Annotated in this window: 18 protein-coding genes; 7 read left to right on the forward strand and 11 right to left on the reverse strand. The window is 63.3% G+C overall.

The window, feature by feature from the left end:
- The first annotated feature begins 2 nt into the window (after window positions 1-2).
- Window positions 3-701, forward strand: a complete 699-nt coding sequence (locus AB1286_RS18380) for a response regulator (RefSeq protein ID WP_430364598.1) — start codon at window positions 3-5, stop codon at window positions 699-701.
- Here AB1286_RS18380 and AB1286_RS18385 read toward each other — a convergent pair.
- The 4 genes from AB1286_RS18385 to AB1286_RS18400 all read right to left on the reverse strand — a co-directional run bounded on the left by AB1286_RS18385 (window position 677) and on the right by AB1286_RS18400 (window position 4,019).
- Window positions 677-961, reverse strand: coding sequence for a hypothetical protein (locus AB1286_RS18385; protein ID WP_430365116.1), 285 nt, complete (start codon window positions 959-961; stop codon window positions 677-679). The two genes, AB1286_RS18380 and AB1286_RS18385, sit on opposite strands and share 25 nt — an antisense overlap.
- Before the next feature lie 85 nt (window positions 962-1,046).
- On the reverse strand, window positions 1,047-1,556 hold the full coding sequence (locus tag AB1286_RS18390; RefSeq protein WP_430364599.1) for an ureidoglycolate lyase: 510 nt from the start codon (window positions 1,554-1,556) through the stop codon (window positions 1,047-1,049).
- A gap of 10 nt (window positions 1,557-1,566) precedes the next feature.
- Window positions 1,567-2,583, reverse strand: coding sequence for an allantoicase (gene alc / locus AB1286_RS18395; RefSeq protein ID WP_430364600.1), 1,017 nt, complete (start codon window positions 2,581-2,583; stop codon window positions 1,567-1,569).
- A gap of 110 nt (window positions 2,584-2,693) precedes the next feature.
- A complete protein-coding gene (locus AB1286_RS18400; protein WP_430364601.1) occupies window positions 2,694-4,019 on the reverse strand; it encodes a C4-dicarboxylate transporter DctA in 1,326 nt (441 codons plus the stop codon).
- Between the two features lie 212 nt (window positions 4,020-4,231).
- Here AB1286_RS18400 and AB1286_RS18405 point away from each other — a divergent pair, with 212 nt between their 5' ends.
- The 3 genes from AB1286_RS18405 (at window position 4,232) to AB1286_RS18415 (ending at window position 5,767) form a co-directional block, all read left to right on the forward strand.
- Window positions 4,232-4,936: a FadR/GntR family transcriptional regulator gene (locus AB1286_RS18405; protein ID WP_430364602.1), complete on the forward strand. Its 705-nt coding sequence runs from the start codon at window positions 4,232-4,234 to the stop codon at window positions 4,934-4,936.
- 232 nt (window positions 4,937-5,168) lie between these two features.
- Complete coding sequence (locus AB1286_RS18410; RefSeq protein ID WP_430364603.1) at window positions 5,169-5,441, forward strand: type II toxin-antitoxin system Phd/YefM family antitoxin; 273 nt, start codon at window positions 5,169-5,171, stop codon at window positions 5,439-5,441.
- Entirely contained in the window at window positions 5,441-5,767 is a 327-nt protein-coding gene (locus AB1286_RS18415) for a type II toxin-antitoxin system RelE/ParE family toxin (protein WP_430364604.1), read from the forward strand. Before AB1286_RS18410 ends, AB1286_RS18415 begins: the two co-directional genes overlap by 1 nt.
- On the opposite strand, the gene AB1286_RS18420 is transcribed toward AB1286_RS18415, so the two are convergent.
- Window positions 5,764-6,756 (reverse strand): LysR family transcriptional regulator, encoded by a 993-nt coding sequence (locus tag AB1286_RS18420; protein ID WP_430364605.1) that lies wholly within the window; start codon window positions 6,754-6,756, stop codon window positions 5,764-5,766. The genes AB1286_RS18415 and AB1286_RS18420 overlap by 4 nt on opposite strands.
- Before the next feature lie 78 nt (window positions 6,757-6,834).
- Between AB1286_RS18420 and AB1286_RS18425 the strand changes: the two genes are divergently transcribed.
- Both AB1286_RS18425 and AB1286_RS18430 read left to right on the forward strand, forming a co-directional pair.
- On the forward strand, window positions 6,835-7,857 hold the full coding sequence (locus tag AB1286_RS18425; RefSeq protein ID WP_430364606.1) for a carbon-nitrogen hydrolase family protein: 1,023 nt from the start codon (window positions 6,835-6,837) through the stop codon (window positions 7,855-7,857).
- Window positions 7,854-8,837 carry a threonine ammonia-lyase gene (locus AB1286_RS18430; protein ID WP_430364607.1) on the forward strand — a complete coding sequence of 328 codons (984 nt, stop codon included), beginning with the start codon at window positions 7,854-7,856 and terminating at the stop codon, window positions 8,835-8,837. The genes AB1286_RS18425 and AB1286_RS18430 overlap by 4 nt, the downstream gene beginning before the upstream one ends.
- Window positions 8,838-8,841: 4 nt before the next feature.
- On the opposite strand, the gene AB1286_RS18435 is transcribed toward AB1286_RS18430, so the two are convergent.
- Window positions 8,842-9,741 (reverse strand): autoinducer binding domain-containing protein, encoded by a 900-nt coding sequence (locus AB1286_RS18435; protein ID WP_430364608.1) that lies wholly within the window; start codon window positions 9,739-9,741, stop codon window positions 8,842-8,844.
- Between the two features lie 130 nt (window positions 9,742-9,871).
- Here AB1286_RS18435 and AB1286_RS18440 point away from each other — a divergent pair, with 130 nt between their 5' ends.
- Window positions 9,872-10,669, forward strand: a complete 798-nt coding sequence (locus tag AB1286_RS18440; protein WP_430364609.1) for an autoinducer binding domain-containing protein — start codon at window positions 9,872-9,874, stop codon at window positions 10,667-10,669.
- Here the strand turns inward: AB1286_RS18440 and AB1286_RS18445 are convergent.
- The 5 genes from AB1286_RS18445 to AB1286_RS18465 form a co-directional block, all read right to left on the reverse strand.
- Window positions 10,666-11,592: an autoinducer binding domain-containing protein gene (locus AB1286_RS18445; protein WP_430364610.1), complete on the reverse strand. Its 927-nt coding sequence runs from the start codon at window positions 11,590-11,592 to the stop codon at window positions 10,666-10,668. The genes AB1286_RS18440 and AB1286_RS18445 overlap by 4 nt on opposite strands.
- 358 nt (window positions 11,593-11,950) lie before the next feature.
- On the reverse strand, window positions 11,951-12,673 hold the full coding sequence (locus tag AB1286_RS18450; RefSeq protein WP_430364611.1) for a lytic transglycosylase domain-containing protein: 723 nt from the start codon (window positions 12,671-12,673) through the stop codon (window positions 11,951-11,953).
- A gap of 15 nt (window positions 12,674-12,688) precedes the next feature.
- Complete coding sequence (sctR, locus tag AB1286_RS18455; RefSeq protein WP_430364612.1) at window positions 12,689-13,348, reverse strand: type III secretion system export apparatus subunit SctR; 660 nt, start codon at window positions 13,346-13,348, stop codon at window positions 12,689-12,691.
- On the reverse strand, window positions 13,341-14,537 hold the full coding sequence (gene sctQ / locus AB1286_RS18460) for a type III secretion system cytoplasmic ring protein SctQ (protein ID WP_430364613.1): 1,197 nt from the start codon (window positions 14,535-14,537) through the stop codon (window positions 13,341-13,343). The genes sctR and sctQ overlap by 8 nt, the downstream gene beginning before the upstream one ends.
- 5 nt (window positions 14,538-14,542) lie before the next feature.
- Entirely contained in the window at window positions 14,543-15,418 is an 876-nt protein-coding gene (locus AB1286_RS18465; RefSeq protein WP_430364614.1) for a helix-turn-helix transcriptional regulator, read from the reverse strand.
- Window positions 15,419-15,496: the final 78 nt, after the last annotated feature.

Consider the following 15,496-nt stretch of genomic DNA (forward strand, 5'->3'; position numbering starts at 1 on the left):
CGATGTCCGAATCCACTATTACCGTCGTTCTGATCGAGGACGACAAAGCCATTCGCCGCTTCGTGCAAGCGTCGCTCGAATCCGAGCAGATCCGCGTGGTCGAGGCCGAATTGGGCAAGCGAGGGCTGTCGCTTGCGGCCAGCGCGCGGCCCGATCTGGTCATTGTCGACCTGGGCTTGCCCGATATCGACGGTGCGGATGTCATTCGCCAGTTGCGCGACTGGTCCTCGGTACCCGTCATTGTCCTATCGGCGCGTACCCGCGAGGAGGAGAAAGTGGCGGCGCTCGATGCCGGCGCGGACGATTACCTGACGAAGCCGTTCGGCGTCGCCGAGTTGCTCGCACGCATTCGCGCGCAATTGCGCCGCTCCAATCGCGGTGCGTCGGCCGATGCATCGAAGCTGCGCTTTGGAGCGGTGGAGGTGGACTTCGAGATGCGGACGGTCGAGCGGGACGGGCAACCGATACACCTGACGCCGATCGAGTACCGCCTGCTCGTTTCGTTGGCGCGCCATGCGGGGCGCGTGTTGACTCATCGGCAATTGCTACAGGAAGTCTGGGGGCCGTCGCGTGTCGATAGTGCGCACTATTTGCGCATCTATATGGGGCATTTGCGTCAAAAGCTCGAGCGCGATCCGGCACAGCCCGAACATATCGTGACGGAAACGGGTGTCGGCTACCGGCTGGTCGGCGCGCTCTGAGGCGCCTGTTCATACCCTTCCGCCTCGCGTTGCTCGCGCCGTTCCTCGTTCGCGCGGCGCGCCCGCAAGCGCTGCCGCGACAGGACGGCGATCACCTCGCTCGTGCTGGCGCCGGCGGGCACTTCGTTGCGGATGACGTTCGCCACCATCGGCAAGCCGGAGCGGTGCCGGCGCAGCGCTTTCGCGATCGCGGTGCGGCACTCTTGCCCATGGCATTCCCATTCGTCGCGGATTTTTCCGCAATACTGGCACTTGTCCATGCCGGCCATTTTACCGGCATTCTCCGCGCGGCTCAGGACGCGCAGCCGGCGCGCCACGATAGGGCCGCGCCGGCTCCCGAGCGGTTCAGGTCACGGCGAGTTCGTCGACGGAAAGCCGGTACCTGCGCGCGAGTTCGACCTCATCGCAGTTGGGCTCGCTGCCGCCGCGATCGATGACGAGGAAATCGGCGACGGCATCGAGCGCGATCAGCGGGTGGTGCCAGACGCCGCGCGCGTAGTTCACGCCGACTTGCCCTTCGACGGCAAAGGCCCGTAGGCGCCGCTCGTCGAGATCCCCCGCCGGCGCCACGACGACGAGGTAACGCGTAGCAGACAGCGGAATGAATGCCTGACTGCCGAGGGGGTGACGCTCCATCATCGTCACGTCGAACGGTAGCGCGCGCGGCTGTCCGCGAAAGACGTTGACGAGCGTTCGCCCGCCCGCTTCGCCGACATCGATCGTCGCGAGGTCGTGAAAGCGTTCGGTCGTTCCGCCGTTGATCGGGAAATGGCGCGCACCGTCGAGCGCGATGACGTCGCCGAACGGTGCGAACGCCTCGCGTGTGATCGGTTCTATCCGTAGGAGCTCGGTCATCGTCGCGTCCTTATGCCAACTCGCCCCAGAGTCGCAAGCGCGATACGCCTCCATCCGGGAAGATATTGAACCGCACGTGCGTGACGGCGCCGATCGCGGCGATCTCGTGCTCATAATGATGCTGGTTGTCCATCCGCAGCGCTTGTTCGGGGAGCAGGACCGGCCAGAACATCGATTGCGTGACGAGCGATTCGTCGGTTCCGCCTGCGACATAGGCCGCTTGCAGCGAGCACCGATCGGGATAGTTGCCTTTGAAGAAGGCGGTATCGACTTCGACCTTGCGGATGATGCCCGGCCGCGCGAGCGCGACGATGGCCCAGTCGTTGCCGGGTTCGCGGCGCCGCCGCGTTTCCCATCCGTCGCCCATGTTCGCGCCGCGGCCCGGCATGAGCATATTGGCCGCGAGCCCGAAATGCTGATTGTTCGCGCCTACGACGCGTGCGCCGTTGAGGGCGGCCGCGAGGTCGAGCAGGCCGTCGCGGGTGGAGGAGGCGAGCGCTTCTTCGAGCACGGGCCGTCCATAGACGCGCAGCCGCGCGACGCCGCCGTCGGGGAAGAGGGTGATGCGGATGTGCGTGAACGCTTCTGCGTGGTGCACCGGGATGTAATGGTGCTGGTTGCCTTGCAGCGGCGTGGGCGCAACGAGCATATGCCAGCGAGCGTCGTCGGGCGGCAACTCGCTGGCACTCGCGCAGGCTTCGATCGATGCGGCCGGCGGGAAATTGCCCGTGAAGTGGCTCGTGTCGATATCGACGCCGTCGATGGTACCGAGGCGAGACAGCTTCACGACGCACCAGTCTTGGCCGGTCGTGCGCTTGCGGCGCGTCTCCCATCCGTCCATCCACTTGCCGTGGTCGTCGTACTTGCCGGGAATGAAGACGGCCGGCTCGGGGTCGAGCATGCGTTCTTTCGGGGCGAAGAATTCGTCGCTGGCAGCGAGCGCTTTCGCGCCGAGGCGCGGATCGGCCAGATTCAAGCAGCGGCGCGTGAAATCGGGGGCGTTGGGATCGAGAGTCGGGATGGCCATGGCAGATGAGGTGAGTGATCTACAGTATCGTGCCGGGAAGAGGCCGTGACGGCCTCTATCGCCGGTCCATCGGGCAAAGGGCTAGGGCGGGGCGGTGCGGGCGATTTCGCTCAGATTGCGACGGCACCGCGAGCCGGCGTATCGAGCTGCGGCACGTCCGCTTCTTGCACGAAGCGCATATCGGGATCCTGATCGAGTACGCGATGAGCGCGCGCTCGATCGATGTCGCGCTCCCAGGCCGCGACGACCACGGTCGCCACGCAGTTGCCGATCAGGTTCGTCACCGCACGGGCGATGCCCACGAACCAGTCCACGGGAAGGATCAGGACAAGACCCAGCACGGGAATCGCCGGGATCGCGGACAGCGTGGCCGCCAAGATGACGATGGCGGATCCGGGAATGCCGTGCGCGCCCTTGGACGTGACGAGCGAAACCAGCACCACGACGATCAAGTCGTGCATCGAAAGCGGCGTATTGGTGGCCTGGGCGATGAACAGGACGGCGAGGGTCAGGTAGATCGAGAAGCCGTCGAGGTTGAACGAGTAGCCGGTGGGAATGACGAGACCGACCGTCGAATCCTTCACGCCCATCCATTCGAGCTTGCGCATGACTTGCGGCAGGACGGCGTCGGACGACGCCGTGCCGAGCACGATCGCCAGTTCTTCGCGCAGATAGCGGATCAGCTTGAAAACGTTGAATCCGGCGAGGCGCATGACGACACCGAGCACGAGCACGACGAACAGCGCGCAGCTTACGTAGAAGACGAGTACGAGCAGGCCGAGTTGTTCGAGCGAGGCGACGCCGTAGGTGCCTGTCGTGAACGCGATGGCGCCGAGTACGCCGAGCGGCGCGAGCTTGATGATGAAGCCCATGATGCGGAAGAACACCTGCGCGAGTTCGTCGATCAGCGAACTGACGCGTTTGGCTTTGTCGCCGAGCAGCGAGAGCGCCGAACCGAAGAGCACGGCGAATACGAGCACTTGCAAGATGTCGCCTTTGGCGAAGGCATCGAAAGCCGTGCTCGGAATGATCTTCAGCAGAAACGCCGCGACGTCTTTCAAGCTCTTGGCGTGCTCGGTGTAGGTGCTCAGCGCTTGCGCATCGAGCGTGCGTACATCGACATTCATGCCGGCGCCGGGTTTCAGTACCAGGGCGAGCACGGCGCCGATCATCAGCGCGATCGACGTCATGACTTCGAAGTAGACGATGGCCTTGCCGCCCACGCGGCCCACCTTTTTTAGATTGCCGGCGCTGGCCATTCCGCTGACCACCACGCAAAAAACGATCGGGGCGATCACCATCGTGATCAATTTCAGAAAGCCGTCTCCGAACGGCCGTAGCGATTGCGCGAAATGCGGGAACAGCGCGCCGATCGCGATGCCGGCCACAAGCGCGATCACGACGCGGCCGAACAGCGAGTTGATGAATCTGAGCACGGCTTTCTCCAAGAGGTGGCGGGCAAAAATTCGTCTGGTCTAACTGGTAAGACCGCAAGACTTATGGCGAAGATTAGGAAGCCGATATAGTCGCGTCAAGCTCGGTGAACGTAGGGGTATACCCGTCGCGACCCGTTGGCCGCGGCAGGGCGGCGTGCGGGGGCTTGAGGCCGCGCTACAATGCTGGTCCGACCAGGCGATTCTTCTGCACGATGAGAAGCAATACACAGACGGTGACGGAAGCCGCGACCGAGACGATCCGCGAGCGCATCGAGCGCGGCGAATATCCCGTGGGCAGCGCGTTGCCTGCGCAGCGGCAGCTTTCGGAGGAACTCGACATCAGCCGGGCTGCGTTGCGCGAAGCGCTATCGACGCTCGAGGCACTCGGTATGTTGACGATCCGCGCGGGCAAGGGCGTGTACGTGCAAAGCGAGCGCGCGCCAAGCGGGCCCGCTTGGCGTTACGCCGAGCACTCGTCGCTGCCCGATACCTACCAGGTGCGTTATGCGCTGGAAGGGTTCGCCGCTCGTATGGCGGCCGTGGCGATGACCGACGAGGTCATCACTTCGCTTGAAGAGAACATGGAGCGGCTGCACGAGGCGTTGACGGAAGGCGATCTCGATACGGCCGCAAGCCTGGATTTCGCGTTTCACATGCGTATCGTCGCGGTGGCCGGCAACGGCGCGATCGAAGCGATCTTGCGCAGCAGCAGCGAAATCATGCAGGAGAGCCAGCGCTTGCCGTTCTACCGGCGCGAATTGCTCCAATCGACGTACAGCGAACATCGCGCGATTCTCGATGCTTTGAAGGCGCGCGATTGCGAGGCGGCGGGGCGCAGCATCGAGGCGCACATCACGGCGGCGGCGCAGCGCGCCGGCGTGCATTTTCCGGCGCCGCCGCGGGTGAATGGGCGTTGAACCGGCTTGCCGCAGCCGATCTGCTCTCGCTGCCCGGGCGGCCCGGGGTGCGCCTGCCGGCATATTGCCGCAATGTGCTCCCGTTACGCATCCTGACTTCGACTTGGCCGTTAGGCCGAGTTGTGCGCCACCTATAGCTTGGCGATCATAACCAGGCTCTTAGCGGCTCGTTGCGCGGCTTCAGACTGAATTCGGACTATAATCGGTCTTATTGCGGCGAAATGAGGTCATGATGAAACTCTCCACCCAGGTGAAACCGATTAGCTATCTTAAGAGTCACGCGGCCGACATCGTCAAAGAGATCTCGGAAAGTCGCGAGCCGATGCTCATCACGCAAAACGGCGAAGCCAAGCTCGTTGTCATGGACGTTCGCTCGTATGAGGACTATGAACAAACGCTCGCCTTGTTGAAGATATTGACACTAGGCAATCGTGAGATCGAGCAAGGGCGCTTTCGTACCGCGGATGACGTGTTCGCCGACTTGGACCGTGAAGACGATCAGTGATGGCCCATGTTGTATTTCTTCAGTCCGCCGAATCGGATGTCAAGGATCTTCGCCGCTACGTGGTGAAAAATTTCGGCACGCAAGCGTGGCAAGTCAGCTATAGCAAGCTCAAAGACTCCATCGCAGTGATTCAGTCGCACCCCGAGAGCGGGAGCATCCCTGGCGAGTTGACCAAGCTCGGCCTCGGTCGATACAGACAGGTTCTCAGTGGGATGAATCGGATCATCTACGAGTTGCGCGGCGATACCGCGTACGTTCATCTCATCTGCGATGCACGCCGAGATTTGCAGTCGATGCTCACGCGGCGACTGCTAACGGCTCTTTAGCGAACCGCTGTTTCACCACCGCGAATCTTGCGCCCCGCAGATCGCCCCGGCTCGATCGCCTTCGTTTCTTCGAAGGCGAGCGCGAACGCCTCTTTGACCTGTTCCCTCATCCAAGCGAGCGCGCTTTCGCCGTCGCTGTCGCGCCGCCACAGTAGCTGCACCGGGTAGCTTCCTAAATCGAGCGGCACCGCGCACGCGGTCAGGCTTGATACCCTCGCAAGCGCGGCAGCCGCATGCGAAGGCAGCGTGACGACGGCACGCGTTTTTGCGAGGAAAGCCGGCACAGCCGAGAAATGCGTCAGCGCGGCATAAACATGACGCTCGCGCTTAAGCGCCTGCAACGCCGTATCGACGATCCCCGTCCTGCCCGAAAACGACACCAGCAAATGCGGAAGCGCGAGGTACGCATCGAGCGATAGCGGCAACGGCTCGCGTACCGCGCGCGCATCGAGCACGCAAGCGTAGCCGCTTTGTCCGATTTGCTCCTGTGCGATCCAAGCGCGCTTGACGGTGTCCGATACGATGGCCAATTCGATTTCGCGATCGTTCAGCATCTGCTCCACCGTATGGCGATTCGTTTGCCGAAACATGACCGAAAGCTGCGGGCCGGCTTGCCGGACGAGCCGGGCGATATGCGGGCCGAGGGCGATCTCGAAGTCGTCCGACATGCCGATCGAGAAGCGGCGCGACGCGCTCGACGGATCGAAGGCCTGCCGATGCGTCAACACTTCCCATAAATTGGCGATGCCGGCTTCGAGCCGCTCGGCCATCGCCTGCGCACGCGGCGTGGGCGCCATGCCGCCGCGCACGCGAACGAACAGCGGATCGCCGCAGGCCTCGCGCAAGCGTGCGAGCGCAGTGCTCGTCGCAGCTTGACTCAGCGCGAGGCGCGCGGCCGCTTTGGTCACGCTGCGCTCCTGCCAGATCGCGACGAAAACCACGGCCAGATTTAAATCCAACCGCTTAATATCGAGCACGTTGATTTTCATCTTCGAGACAATTTGTTTGATCGATAAACGGCAGGATAGCAAACTGTGTCCCTCACTCGATCGACGATGGGAGCGGCAATGGCAAAACAGCGCGTGGCGGTGGTGCAGACGGGCAGCCGGCTATTCGATACGGCGGCGACGTTGGCACGTATGGAGCAACTGACCGAGGAGGCCAGCGCAGAAGGCGCGCGGCTCATCGTATTTCCCGAGGCGTATATCGGCGGTTATCCGAAGGGGCTCGATTTCGGCGCGCGCGTCGGCTCGCGTTCGCCCGCCGGTCGCGACGATTTCCTGCGCTATTGGCAAGGCGCGATCGATGTACCCGGGCCCGAAGTTGCGGCGATCGGCGAGATGGCGCGCCGCGCGCACGCATGGCTCGTCGTCGGGGTGATCGAACGCGAAGGCGCCACGCTTTATTGCACGGCCCTTATGTTCGGGCCCGATGGGGCATTGCAGGGCCGCCATCGTAAATTGATGCCGACCGCAAGCGAACGCTTGATTTGGGGAATGGGCGACGGCTCGACATTGCCTGTCCTCGCCACGCACGAACTCGGCAACATCGGTGCGGCGATCTGCTGGGAAAACTATATGCCGGCGCTGCGCATGGCGATGTACGCGCAAGGCATCGGCATTTGGTGCGCGCCGACCGTGGACGATCGCGATATCTGGCAATGCACGATGCGGCACATCGCGTACGAAGGGCGGTGTTTCGTGTTGAGCGCGTGCCAGTATTTGACGCGCGCCGACTGCCCGGAGCATTACGACTGCATCCAAGGCAACGCCCCGGAGACGACACTGATTCGAGGCGGGAGCGTCATCGTGGATCCGCTGGGCCAGGTTTTGGCCGGTCCCGTCTACGATCGCGAAGCGATATTGACGGCCGAACTCGATCTGGACGACATCGTTCGCGGCCGGTTCGATCTCGATGCGACCGGGCACTATTCGCGGCCGGACGTGTTCGCATTGAGCGTGGATACGCGGGGGCGTCGTGCCGTTTCGTTCCAAGGCGAGCCGAGCGAACGCAATGCGCAAGAGCAAAAACAACCGCAAGAACGCGCACAAGCGCCGGCCGATCCCGAGGCGCAGGCAGCCGGCCGATGAACCTTCCCTTGTCCGACATTCACGCCGCCGCCGATTTCTTGCGCGGCACGCTCGGCTCGTCGCCGCTTATCGAAGTGAGCCGCTGGCGCACCGCCTCGGACGCGTCGATCGTCGTCAAAGCCGAATGCTTGCTGCCGACGGGTTCGTTCAAGATCCGCGGCGCGACTTGGCGCATCGCGACGCTGACGCCCGACGAACGCGCCCGAGGCGTGATCGCTTACTCGACAGGTAACCATGCGCAAGCGGTCGCCAAAGCGGCGGCCGATGCCGGACTGGGCGCGACGATCGTGATGTCGCCGGACGTGCCGCTCGCCAAAATCGAGGCGACCGAGCGCTGGGGGGCTCGCGTCGTTATAGCCGAACCGTCGTCGCATGCGCGGCGCGCGCTCGCTGAAAGCTTGGCGCATACGCACGGCTATACGCTTATCGCGCCCTACGACGATCGCCAAGTGATGGCCGGGCAGGCATCGATCGGCGTCGAATTGTTGCAGCAATGCAGCACGAATTTGCCCGCGGCCGTGTTCGTGCCGATCGGCGGTGGCGGGCTCATCGCGGGCGTGGCGGCAGCCATCAAGCAGCTTGCACCGCAAGTGGCCATCGTCGGTGTAGAGCCTTCGCTCGAAGACGACGCACGCCGATCGTTCCGAGCGGGGCGGCTCATTTCGACGGAAGCGCCGAGCGCGAGTATTGCCGATGCAATCAAAGTGCAATGTCTCGGCAATCTGACGTTCCCGCTGATTCGACGCTACGTCGACGACATCGTGACCGTCGACGAAGCGCAGATCGCGGCAGCGAGCTTGCGCTATTTCGACGAGGCGAAGCTCGTCGTGGAGCCGGGCGGGGCGGTGGCGCTTGCGGCGGCATTCGAAAGCCGGCTCGCCGTGCCGCGAGGTGGGCGCGTCGCCGTTCTCGCTTGCGGAGGCAACATCGTTATGGAGCGGCTGGCGAGCCTAAAAGCGCTCGCCGGCTTGAGCGGCTAGGCGTTTAAATCAGCTCGAGCTTCGATGTGAGGTAGGTGAGTTCGGTACGATTCGCTACGTTGAAGCGCTTGCGCAACTTACGCAAGTGATAGTCCACATTGTGGGCACTCGTATCCAAACGGCGCCCGATTTCTTTGTCCGATGCGCCTTCGGCGATCCCGAGCAACAATTCGCGCTCGAACGCCGTCAGTCCGTCGGACGTGCGGTCGCGGGCGGCGGCGGTCAGTTGCTGCGAGGCGATCGTATGGACCGACATGCCGATCGAAAGCGCCTGCTCGAGCGTCGTGGAGGTGATCCAATCGCGCGTGCGACGCTGGCCCGTGAAGCTCATGAACGCATGCATACGCGTGCCCGGTATCGACATCGCGAACATGAGTCCGCTTCGCATGCCGTCGTCGCGCATCATTTTGATGAAGCCGTCGAGCCCTTCTTGCGCCGTATCGTCGTGCAGCAAGCTCGGCGATTGCGCGTGCAGATGCTGCAAATCCCATACGAGCGGCAGCCGGCCCTGACGTGCCGCGAGCGTGCGCGGATCGACGTCGTGATAGCGTTCGCGTACGTAATCTCCGCGATAAGTCCCGGGAATGAACGCCTCGTGCAAAAACAGGCGTTCGACGCGGTCGCGAGCGAATTCGAGCGCGAAATAAGCGAACGTGGAAAAGCCGATCAGATGCAAGAAGCCGTTGACCATACGGCTGCGCTCGCAAGCGCTTTGCGCCGCGGCTAGCGCCTGCGCGATGCCGAGGCGCGGGCTATGACGTTGCGTCAGGCTCAATTGCCGCGGATCGTTGCACCAGACGACCTCGATCGTCCGGCCGCGAGCGGATGCAGCCGGTTCGGCGCCACACGAATGCGAAAGCGGCGCAAGTGCCGAATCGTCCTTGCGCAAGGCGGGGTAGTGCATCGATAAGCCTCCGATCGAGGATTTACGTTACGTCACATGCCCCTTAGTTTGATTCGCCTATGTTCGAGCGCGTAACATCGCGTAATAATAAACGCAAAAAAACGATACCGGTGGGAGAGGTCATTCGCTGATGACAACCGATGACGGATTTCCGGCGCTCGTATGGTTTTCGCAAGCCGATGCACTTGCTTACTTTGCCCAGCTCGATGCGACGCTGGATGCGGGAAGGCAAGAATGCGAACTGCGCGAATGCCGCGAGCGCTTGCAGCAAGCCGGCTTTTCGACATTCTCTTACATGGCCTTGGAATCCATTGGGAGGCGCATCTTGCGTGCCTACGCGATGCGTGAAATGGGAAACGTCGGGTTTACGACAATCTATTTGAAGAGCCGGCTGTATGAAACGGACCCGCGACTCGCGGTATTGCGCGAAAGCGGTCTTCCCGTAACTTGGAATGTGGATCAATTGGAGGCGCGGTCGAATGTCGGCGACCCGCGCGTGAGGAGCCTGATTTCGGCATTGCGCGCACATGGAATGCACACCGGGCTCATCTTGGGCTTGCCGGCGCCGCGCGCCGACTTGCGTATCGCGCTGACCTTGAGTTCGCAAGCGTGCGATACGGATTGGATCGACGATCGCGTGATGGGCAGCGTGCTCGCGTCGTGCATGACGATCGGCCGCTTGATGCAGCCGTACGTCGAGGAGTGCGCCCGCGCCGCGCGCGTCGTCACGCTGACCGACGAGCAGGCGGCGGTGCTGGATCGGCTCGTGCGCGGGCTTTCCGATCATGAGATCGCCGTCGATGTGATGGCTTCGCTGCATCGCGTCACGCAACACGTGAAGACGTTGCAAAGAATGTTCAACGTCGAAAACCGGGCCCAGCTCGCGTATCTGGCCGCGCGCTGGGGATGGAGCCGGTCGAGCGGCTAATTCGTCTCCCTGCACGTGGCCGGCGCGGCCAATACGCGTCCTGCGATATAGGCGAGCTGCACGCGGTTGGTCGCGTGATAGAGCTTCTTGAGCTGGCGCAGGTAGTAATCGACGTTGTGATGCGACGTGCCGAGTCGCTCCGCGATGTCTTTGTCGTTCATCCCGAGCGTGACGAGTTCGAGGATCGAGCGTTGGATATCGCTCAGCTCCGCGGTGTGAGCCGGACGATGCATCTGCGGCGCGCGCATCGAGAGGAATTCGTGCAGGCCCACGGCGAGCGCATAGGCATGGCCGATCGCCATGTCCGGAAGCCGCGCCTTGGACGCGTGCGAATTAGCGAAGATGACGACGCTCGCGTCGAGTGCATTGGGCGTGTTCAGGCCGAAGGACACGCCCGAGAGCATGCCGGCGTCGCGCGCCGCGGCCGCGAAGCGCTCCGCGCGCGCTGCTGTCGTTGCGCTGGGCGCTCCCGTCGTACTTGCGGCCCCTGCGGCGTTCGTGCCCGCGAGCGAGGTCGTCGATGCGATCGACGACAAATCCCACAACATCGGCCACTCGTGCCGGCACGAGTAGGCTAGGCGCGCGTCGATTTCGTAGAAGCGCTCGCGCAAATAGCGTTGCGCCCAGCCGGTCGGCGAGAACGCATTGAAGTAAGCGATTCGATTGACGGTGTCGCCGATGCGCGAGACGCGCAGGTAGCAAAGCGAATCGAAGCCGGCCGCGCGCAGCGCCGGACGCAGAAGCGCATGCCGTGCCTCGGCCGTGCCGACTTTCGCCAAGTCGTGCGCGATTCCGGCAAGACGCTGCCCGTCGGGGGCGTCTTCCTCGATCGGCGCATCGGCCACGCTATCGAGGTCCGCGTCGCCATAAACCAAGAAGTTCGAAACATCGTTGTCTGCATCGATGGTGCCGTACTGACTCATCTCTCGTGCTCCATGAAATGCGCGCGGACCCAAGGCCGCGAGAGGCAACAGTATCCAGCGTCAGCGCGTCATGAGCGATCGTTGAACCAGTAGTTCTACTGGGGTTTTGCATAGACGCATTACGTGGAACTACGAAAGTGAGGTATGCCTGAAAACGGCGCTGTCGAACGAGGGATGAAATCGGTAAGACGTACGACTGGCGCGGGTTTCGACCGGTAAGATGCACCGAAAATCGTCGCTGTCGGAAGGGGATATTTTGCGTGCGACTACGCGGTTTCGCAGTGGCGAGAACGAACGAGACCGTGGCCGTCGGCGCCGGATAGCAAGGCGTTTTTTGGGGCGACGAGGGACGCGTTCATCACGGGAGGATCGTGACGCTACGCGGGTGTGGCTGGACACCGCCGGCGCAGTCGGACAGCACGACGATGCCCAGCGCGCAGCGCGAGCGGCGGCTGACCGAGGCGGGCACCGAAGCCGAGCTCGTGCTGCCTCGCGCCGGCATCGGGCCGGGGGGCGAGGCGCCCACCGAGGCAAGCGGAATCGGCATGACGGCGTGATGGCCGTCGTCGAGTGCGTGGGAGACGACGCGTTCGACGTAGCCGGCCGAGAATCCCGTCGAGAAATTGCCGCTGTAGTAGCACGACAGCGCCTTGCGCAGTGCATATTGCGTATCGGCTTCGACGTGCTGCGCCCGTGCGAAACACTCGGAGAGGATCGAGCCCGCGACGCGCAAGTTCGCGCAAGGGTCGAAGATCGAGGTCATGGTCTCGCCGAAGCGCGCGAGGTTGTAGCGGTTGACCTGTCCGAGCCCCATGCTGAAGTTGTAGCCGAGTCGCGTCAGGTTCTGGACGGTGGCGATGGCTTCGTCGAGCGAGGTGGGCTGACGTACGAGATGCGCGCCTACCACGCCGATCGCGTAGGGGTTGTAACCCGATTCCACGCTGACGAGCGCCGCGAGCGTATGGGCTTCGACGGTCGGGGCGCAGCGCATCGCGAGCGCCATGAAATCGTCGGCGCGCGCGCCGCCCGACGCTATGCACGTCAAGAATGCGAGAAGGGCGGTGACGAGCGCGCGGCGCATGGCGATGCCGATCCGCTAGCGGTACGACAGCACGAGGCCGTGCACGAGCACCGACCAGCCGTCGAGCATCACGAACAGCAGTAGCTTGAACGGGATCGAGATCGTCGTCGGCGAAATCATCTGCATGCCCAGCGCGAGCAAGACGTTCGCGACGATGAGGTCGGTCACGACGAACACGACATAGATCACGAAGCCGATTTGAAAGGCCCGGGTGAGTTCGGAGAGCATGAAGCTCGGCACCAGTACCATCAAGTCGTCGGACTGGAGCGCTTGCACGCGTTCGGCCGGCCAGATGGCCGTGGCCGAGCGCATGAAGAAGTTGCGTTCGCCCGGCGCCGTATGCTGAGAGAGAAATTTTTTGACCGGCGGGGCAATCGACTGCCCGATGGCCATGACATCGTCGATGCTCATCGACCCGTCGATCGTTACATGATTGGATTGCATGGTGTCGACGATCGAGCTGCCGACCGGCGCCATGATGTAGATCGTCAAAATCAGCGCGATGCCGTTCAAGACGATGTTCGGCGGCACCTGCTGAACGCCCAGCGCGGTACGCAACAGTCCCAGCACGACGACGAGCTTGGTGTAGCTCGTGACCATCAGCGCGGCAAAGGGAATCGTGCCGAGCGCGACGATCAAGAACAGCATCGTGACGGGACTCGGCATGTTACTCATCGCCGCTCTCCGAAAAACGCGAAACGCGCACGCCGAGCTTGTTGCCGACGGCAACCAGATGCCCTTGTCCGAGCAGCGCCCCGTTTGCGCGGATATGAACGGTGCTTTGATTGAGGGGCTGATCGAGTTCGATCACGTAGCCGCTTTTGAGCGCTTTCAACTGCGCGAGCGGCATCGATCGCTCATCGAGTTCGAACGTGACGCGCACTTCCAGCGCGTCGAGTTGAGTCAGCGTGGGTTCGCCCGCGGTCCCGGCGGACGATGCGGGCGTGCGTGTCTCGAGCGTGCCCGACGGACCGGCGGCCGGCGCATCGGGCCGGGTGGATGGCGTCACGGGATTCTCCTCGATATGGTCGATGACGATGCGCGAGCCGACGGCTTTCGCGAGCACGGTCACGTGCCCGTCGCTCGTGGTTGCGACGCAGCGCAGCGCGCTTCCGAACGATTGCCAGCGCTCGATGCCGATGATGTCGCCGCGTGCGATCGAGTGCAGTTCGGCCACGCTGAGCATCGTCGAGCCCAAGACGAAACGCAGCGCGATCGGCAACGCGTCGAAGTCGGTATCGCGTAGCGTGGCCGGGGGCGGCTCCGCCGGGCACGCCAGGCCCAGAAAGCGTTCCTCGGCAAAGCGCAACGCACCGTGGCAATACCATTCGCTGCCTGGCCGCGTGACCCTGAAACGCAGGGCATCTTGCTCGCGTGCAAGGTCGTCTTTGAGCGCCGCGCCGGCTGTCGCAACGCCGAGTTCGATGCGTTGCCGGGTGCGCGTCTCCAATGCCTCGATGAGCGGTGCAAGGGCATCGGCGAGCAGCGCGCAGCGGATCTCGGCCGGCACGGCATCGCTCGCCGCATCCCCGATCAATGCGTGTTCGCCGATCGAGTCGAGCACGAACCGGCCTTCGGCGGGGCCGAAGCGAAACGTATAGACGTGTCCGGGCGCTTTCGGTTGCGCGTCCGCTTGCCAGCGCAACTCGTAGTGGCCGTGTGCGGTCGCGAACGCGAGCGGCGTCGGCCAGGCATAGGCGCGGTTCAACGCCTGCGCGGCCAGCGCGCTGATGCGCGGTAGGCCGGACGCGTTGCCGAGCGGTTGCGCAGCGCTTGGCGGCGGCGGTGACGCGGCCGTAGGCGCAGCCGCAGCCGAAAGCGGCGCGCTCGCCTTGGGCGGCGCACTTGCCAAAGTAGCGGACATGTTGGTCAGACGACGTAAAGCCGTCCCGCCAAGTACGCAAGCTGCACACGGTTCAAGACCCCGTACTTCTTGCGGATTTGGCGCATGTGATAGTCGACGTTGCTGCGCGACATGTTCAGCTGCTGGGCAATCTCGCGATCGCTCAGGCCGCTGGCCGTGAAGTTCAGGATGCGGCGCTGTAGATCGGATAGCGTGGGCGTTTGCACCATCGAGGCCATTTGCTCGGCGAGGAACGCATGCACGCCGAGACCGAGCGCATACGCCTGTCCCACGACGCGATCGTTGATCCATCCGCTCGTGGGATTGGCCGAGCTGAAGATCATCACGCTATGCTCGAGGCTACCCGGATCGACGAGCCCGAACGCGATGCCGCTGCGCGTGCCGCACGCTTGTGCATCTTCGAGGAAGCGCTGCATACGCTCGTTCGATTGCCCCGCGATCGTGGGTTCCGCGGCGAGCGATTCTTGATCCCAGACGAGCGGCCAGTCGTGGCGGCAGGCAAATGCCATACGCGGGTCGACGTCGAAATAGCGCGCGTCGACATAGCGCTGCGCCCAGCCGGGCGGAGAGCACAGATCGAAATAGCGCGCCCGATTGACCATTTCTCCAAGCCGCGTCAGGCGGCAATAACAGAACCAATCGAAGCCGATGGTCCGCAGCGCGATGCGCAGAAGCTGCTTGCGTTCGTGCGGCGAATGCGCCGCGGCGAGGTCGGCGGCGATTTCGGACACGCGGTCGCTGCCGTTCGTCTCGCCGTGACGTGTCGCGTGTTTGCTGACTACGAGCTGGCAATCGGCCAGTTCGATGAAGTCGATCGCGTGCCGCGGATCGCGTTCGCTACTTCCTTTCGACAGGCGCTTGCGCGCCTCGGGGTTTGCCATGCAGTCCTCCATGTCGTAAGCGGCGCATTGCGTATTCGAACGCCGCTTCATGGCTTTCGACTATATCCGCGCGTGTGG

Source organism: Trinickia sp. NRRL B-1857 (assembly GCF_050470685.1).
Taxonomy (GTDB): Bacteria; Pseudomonadota; Gammaproteobacteria; order Burkholderiales; family Burkholderiaceae; genus Trinickia.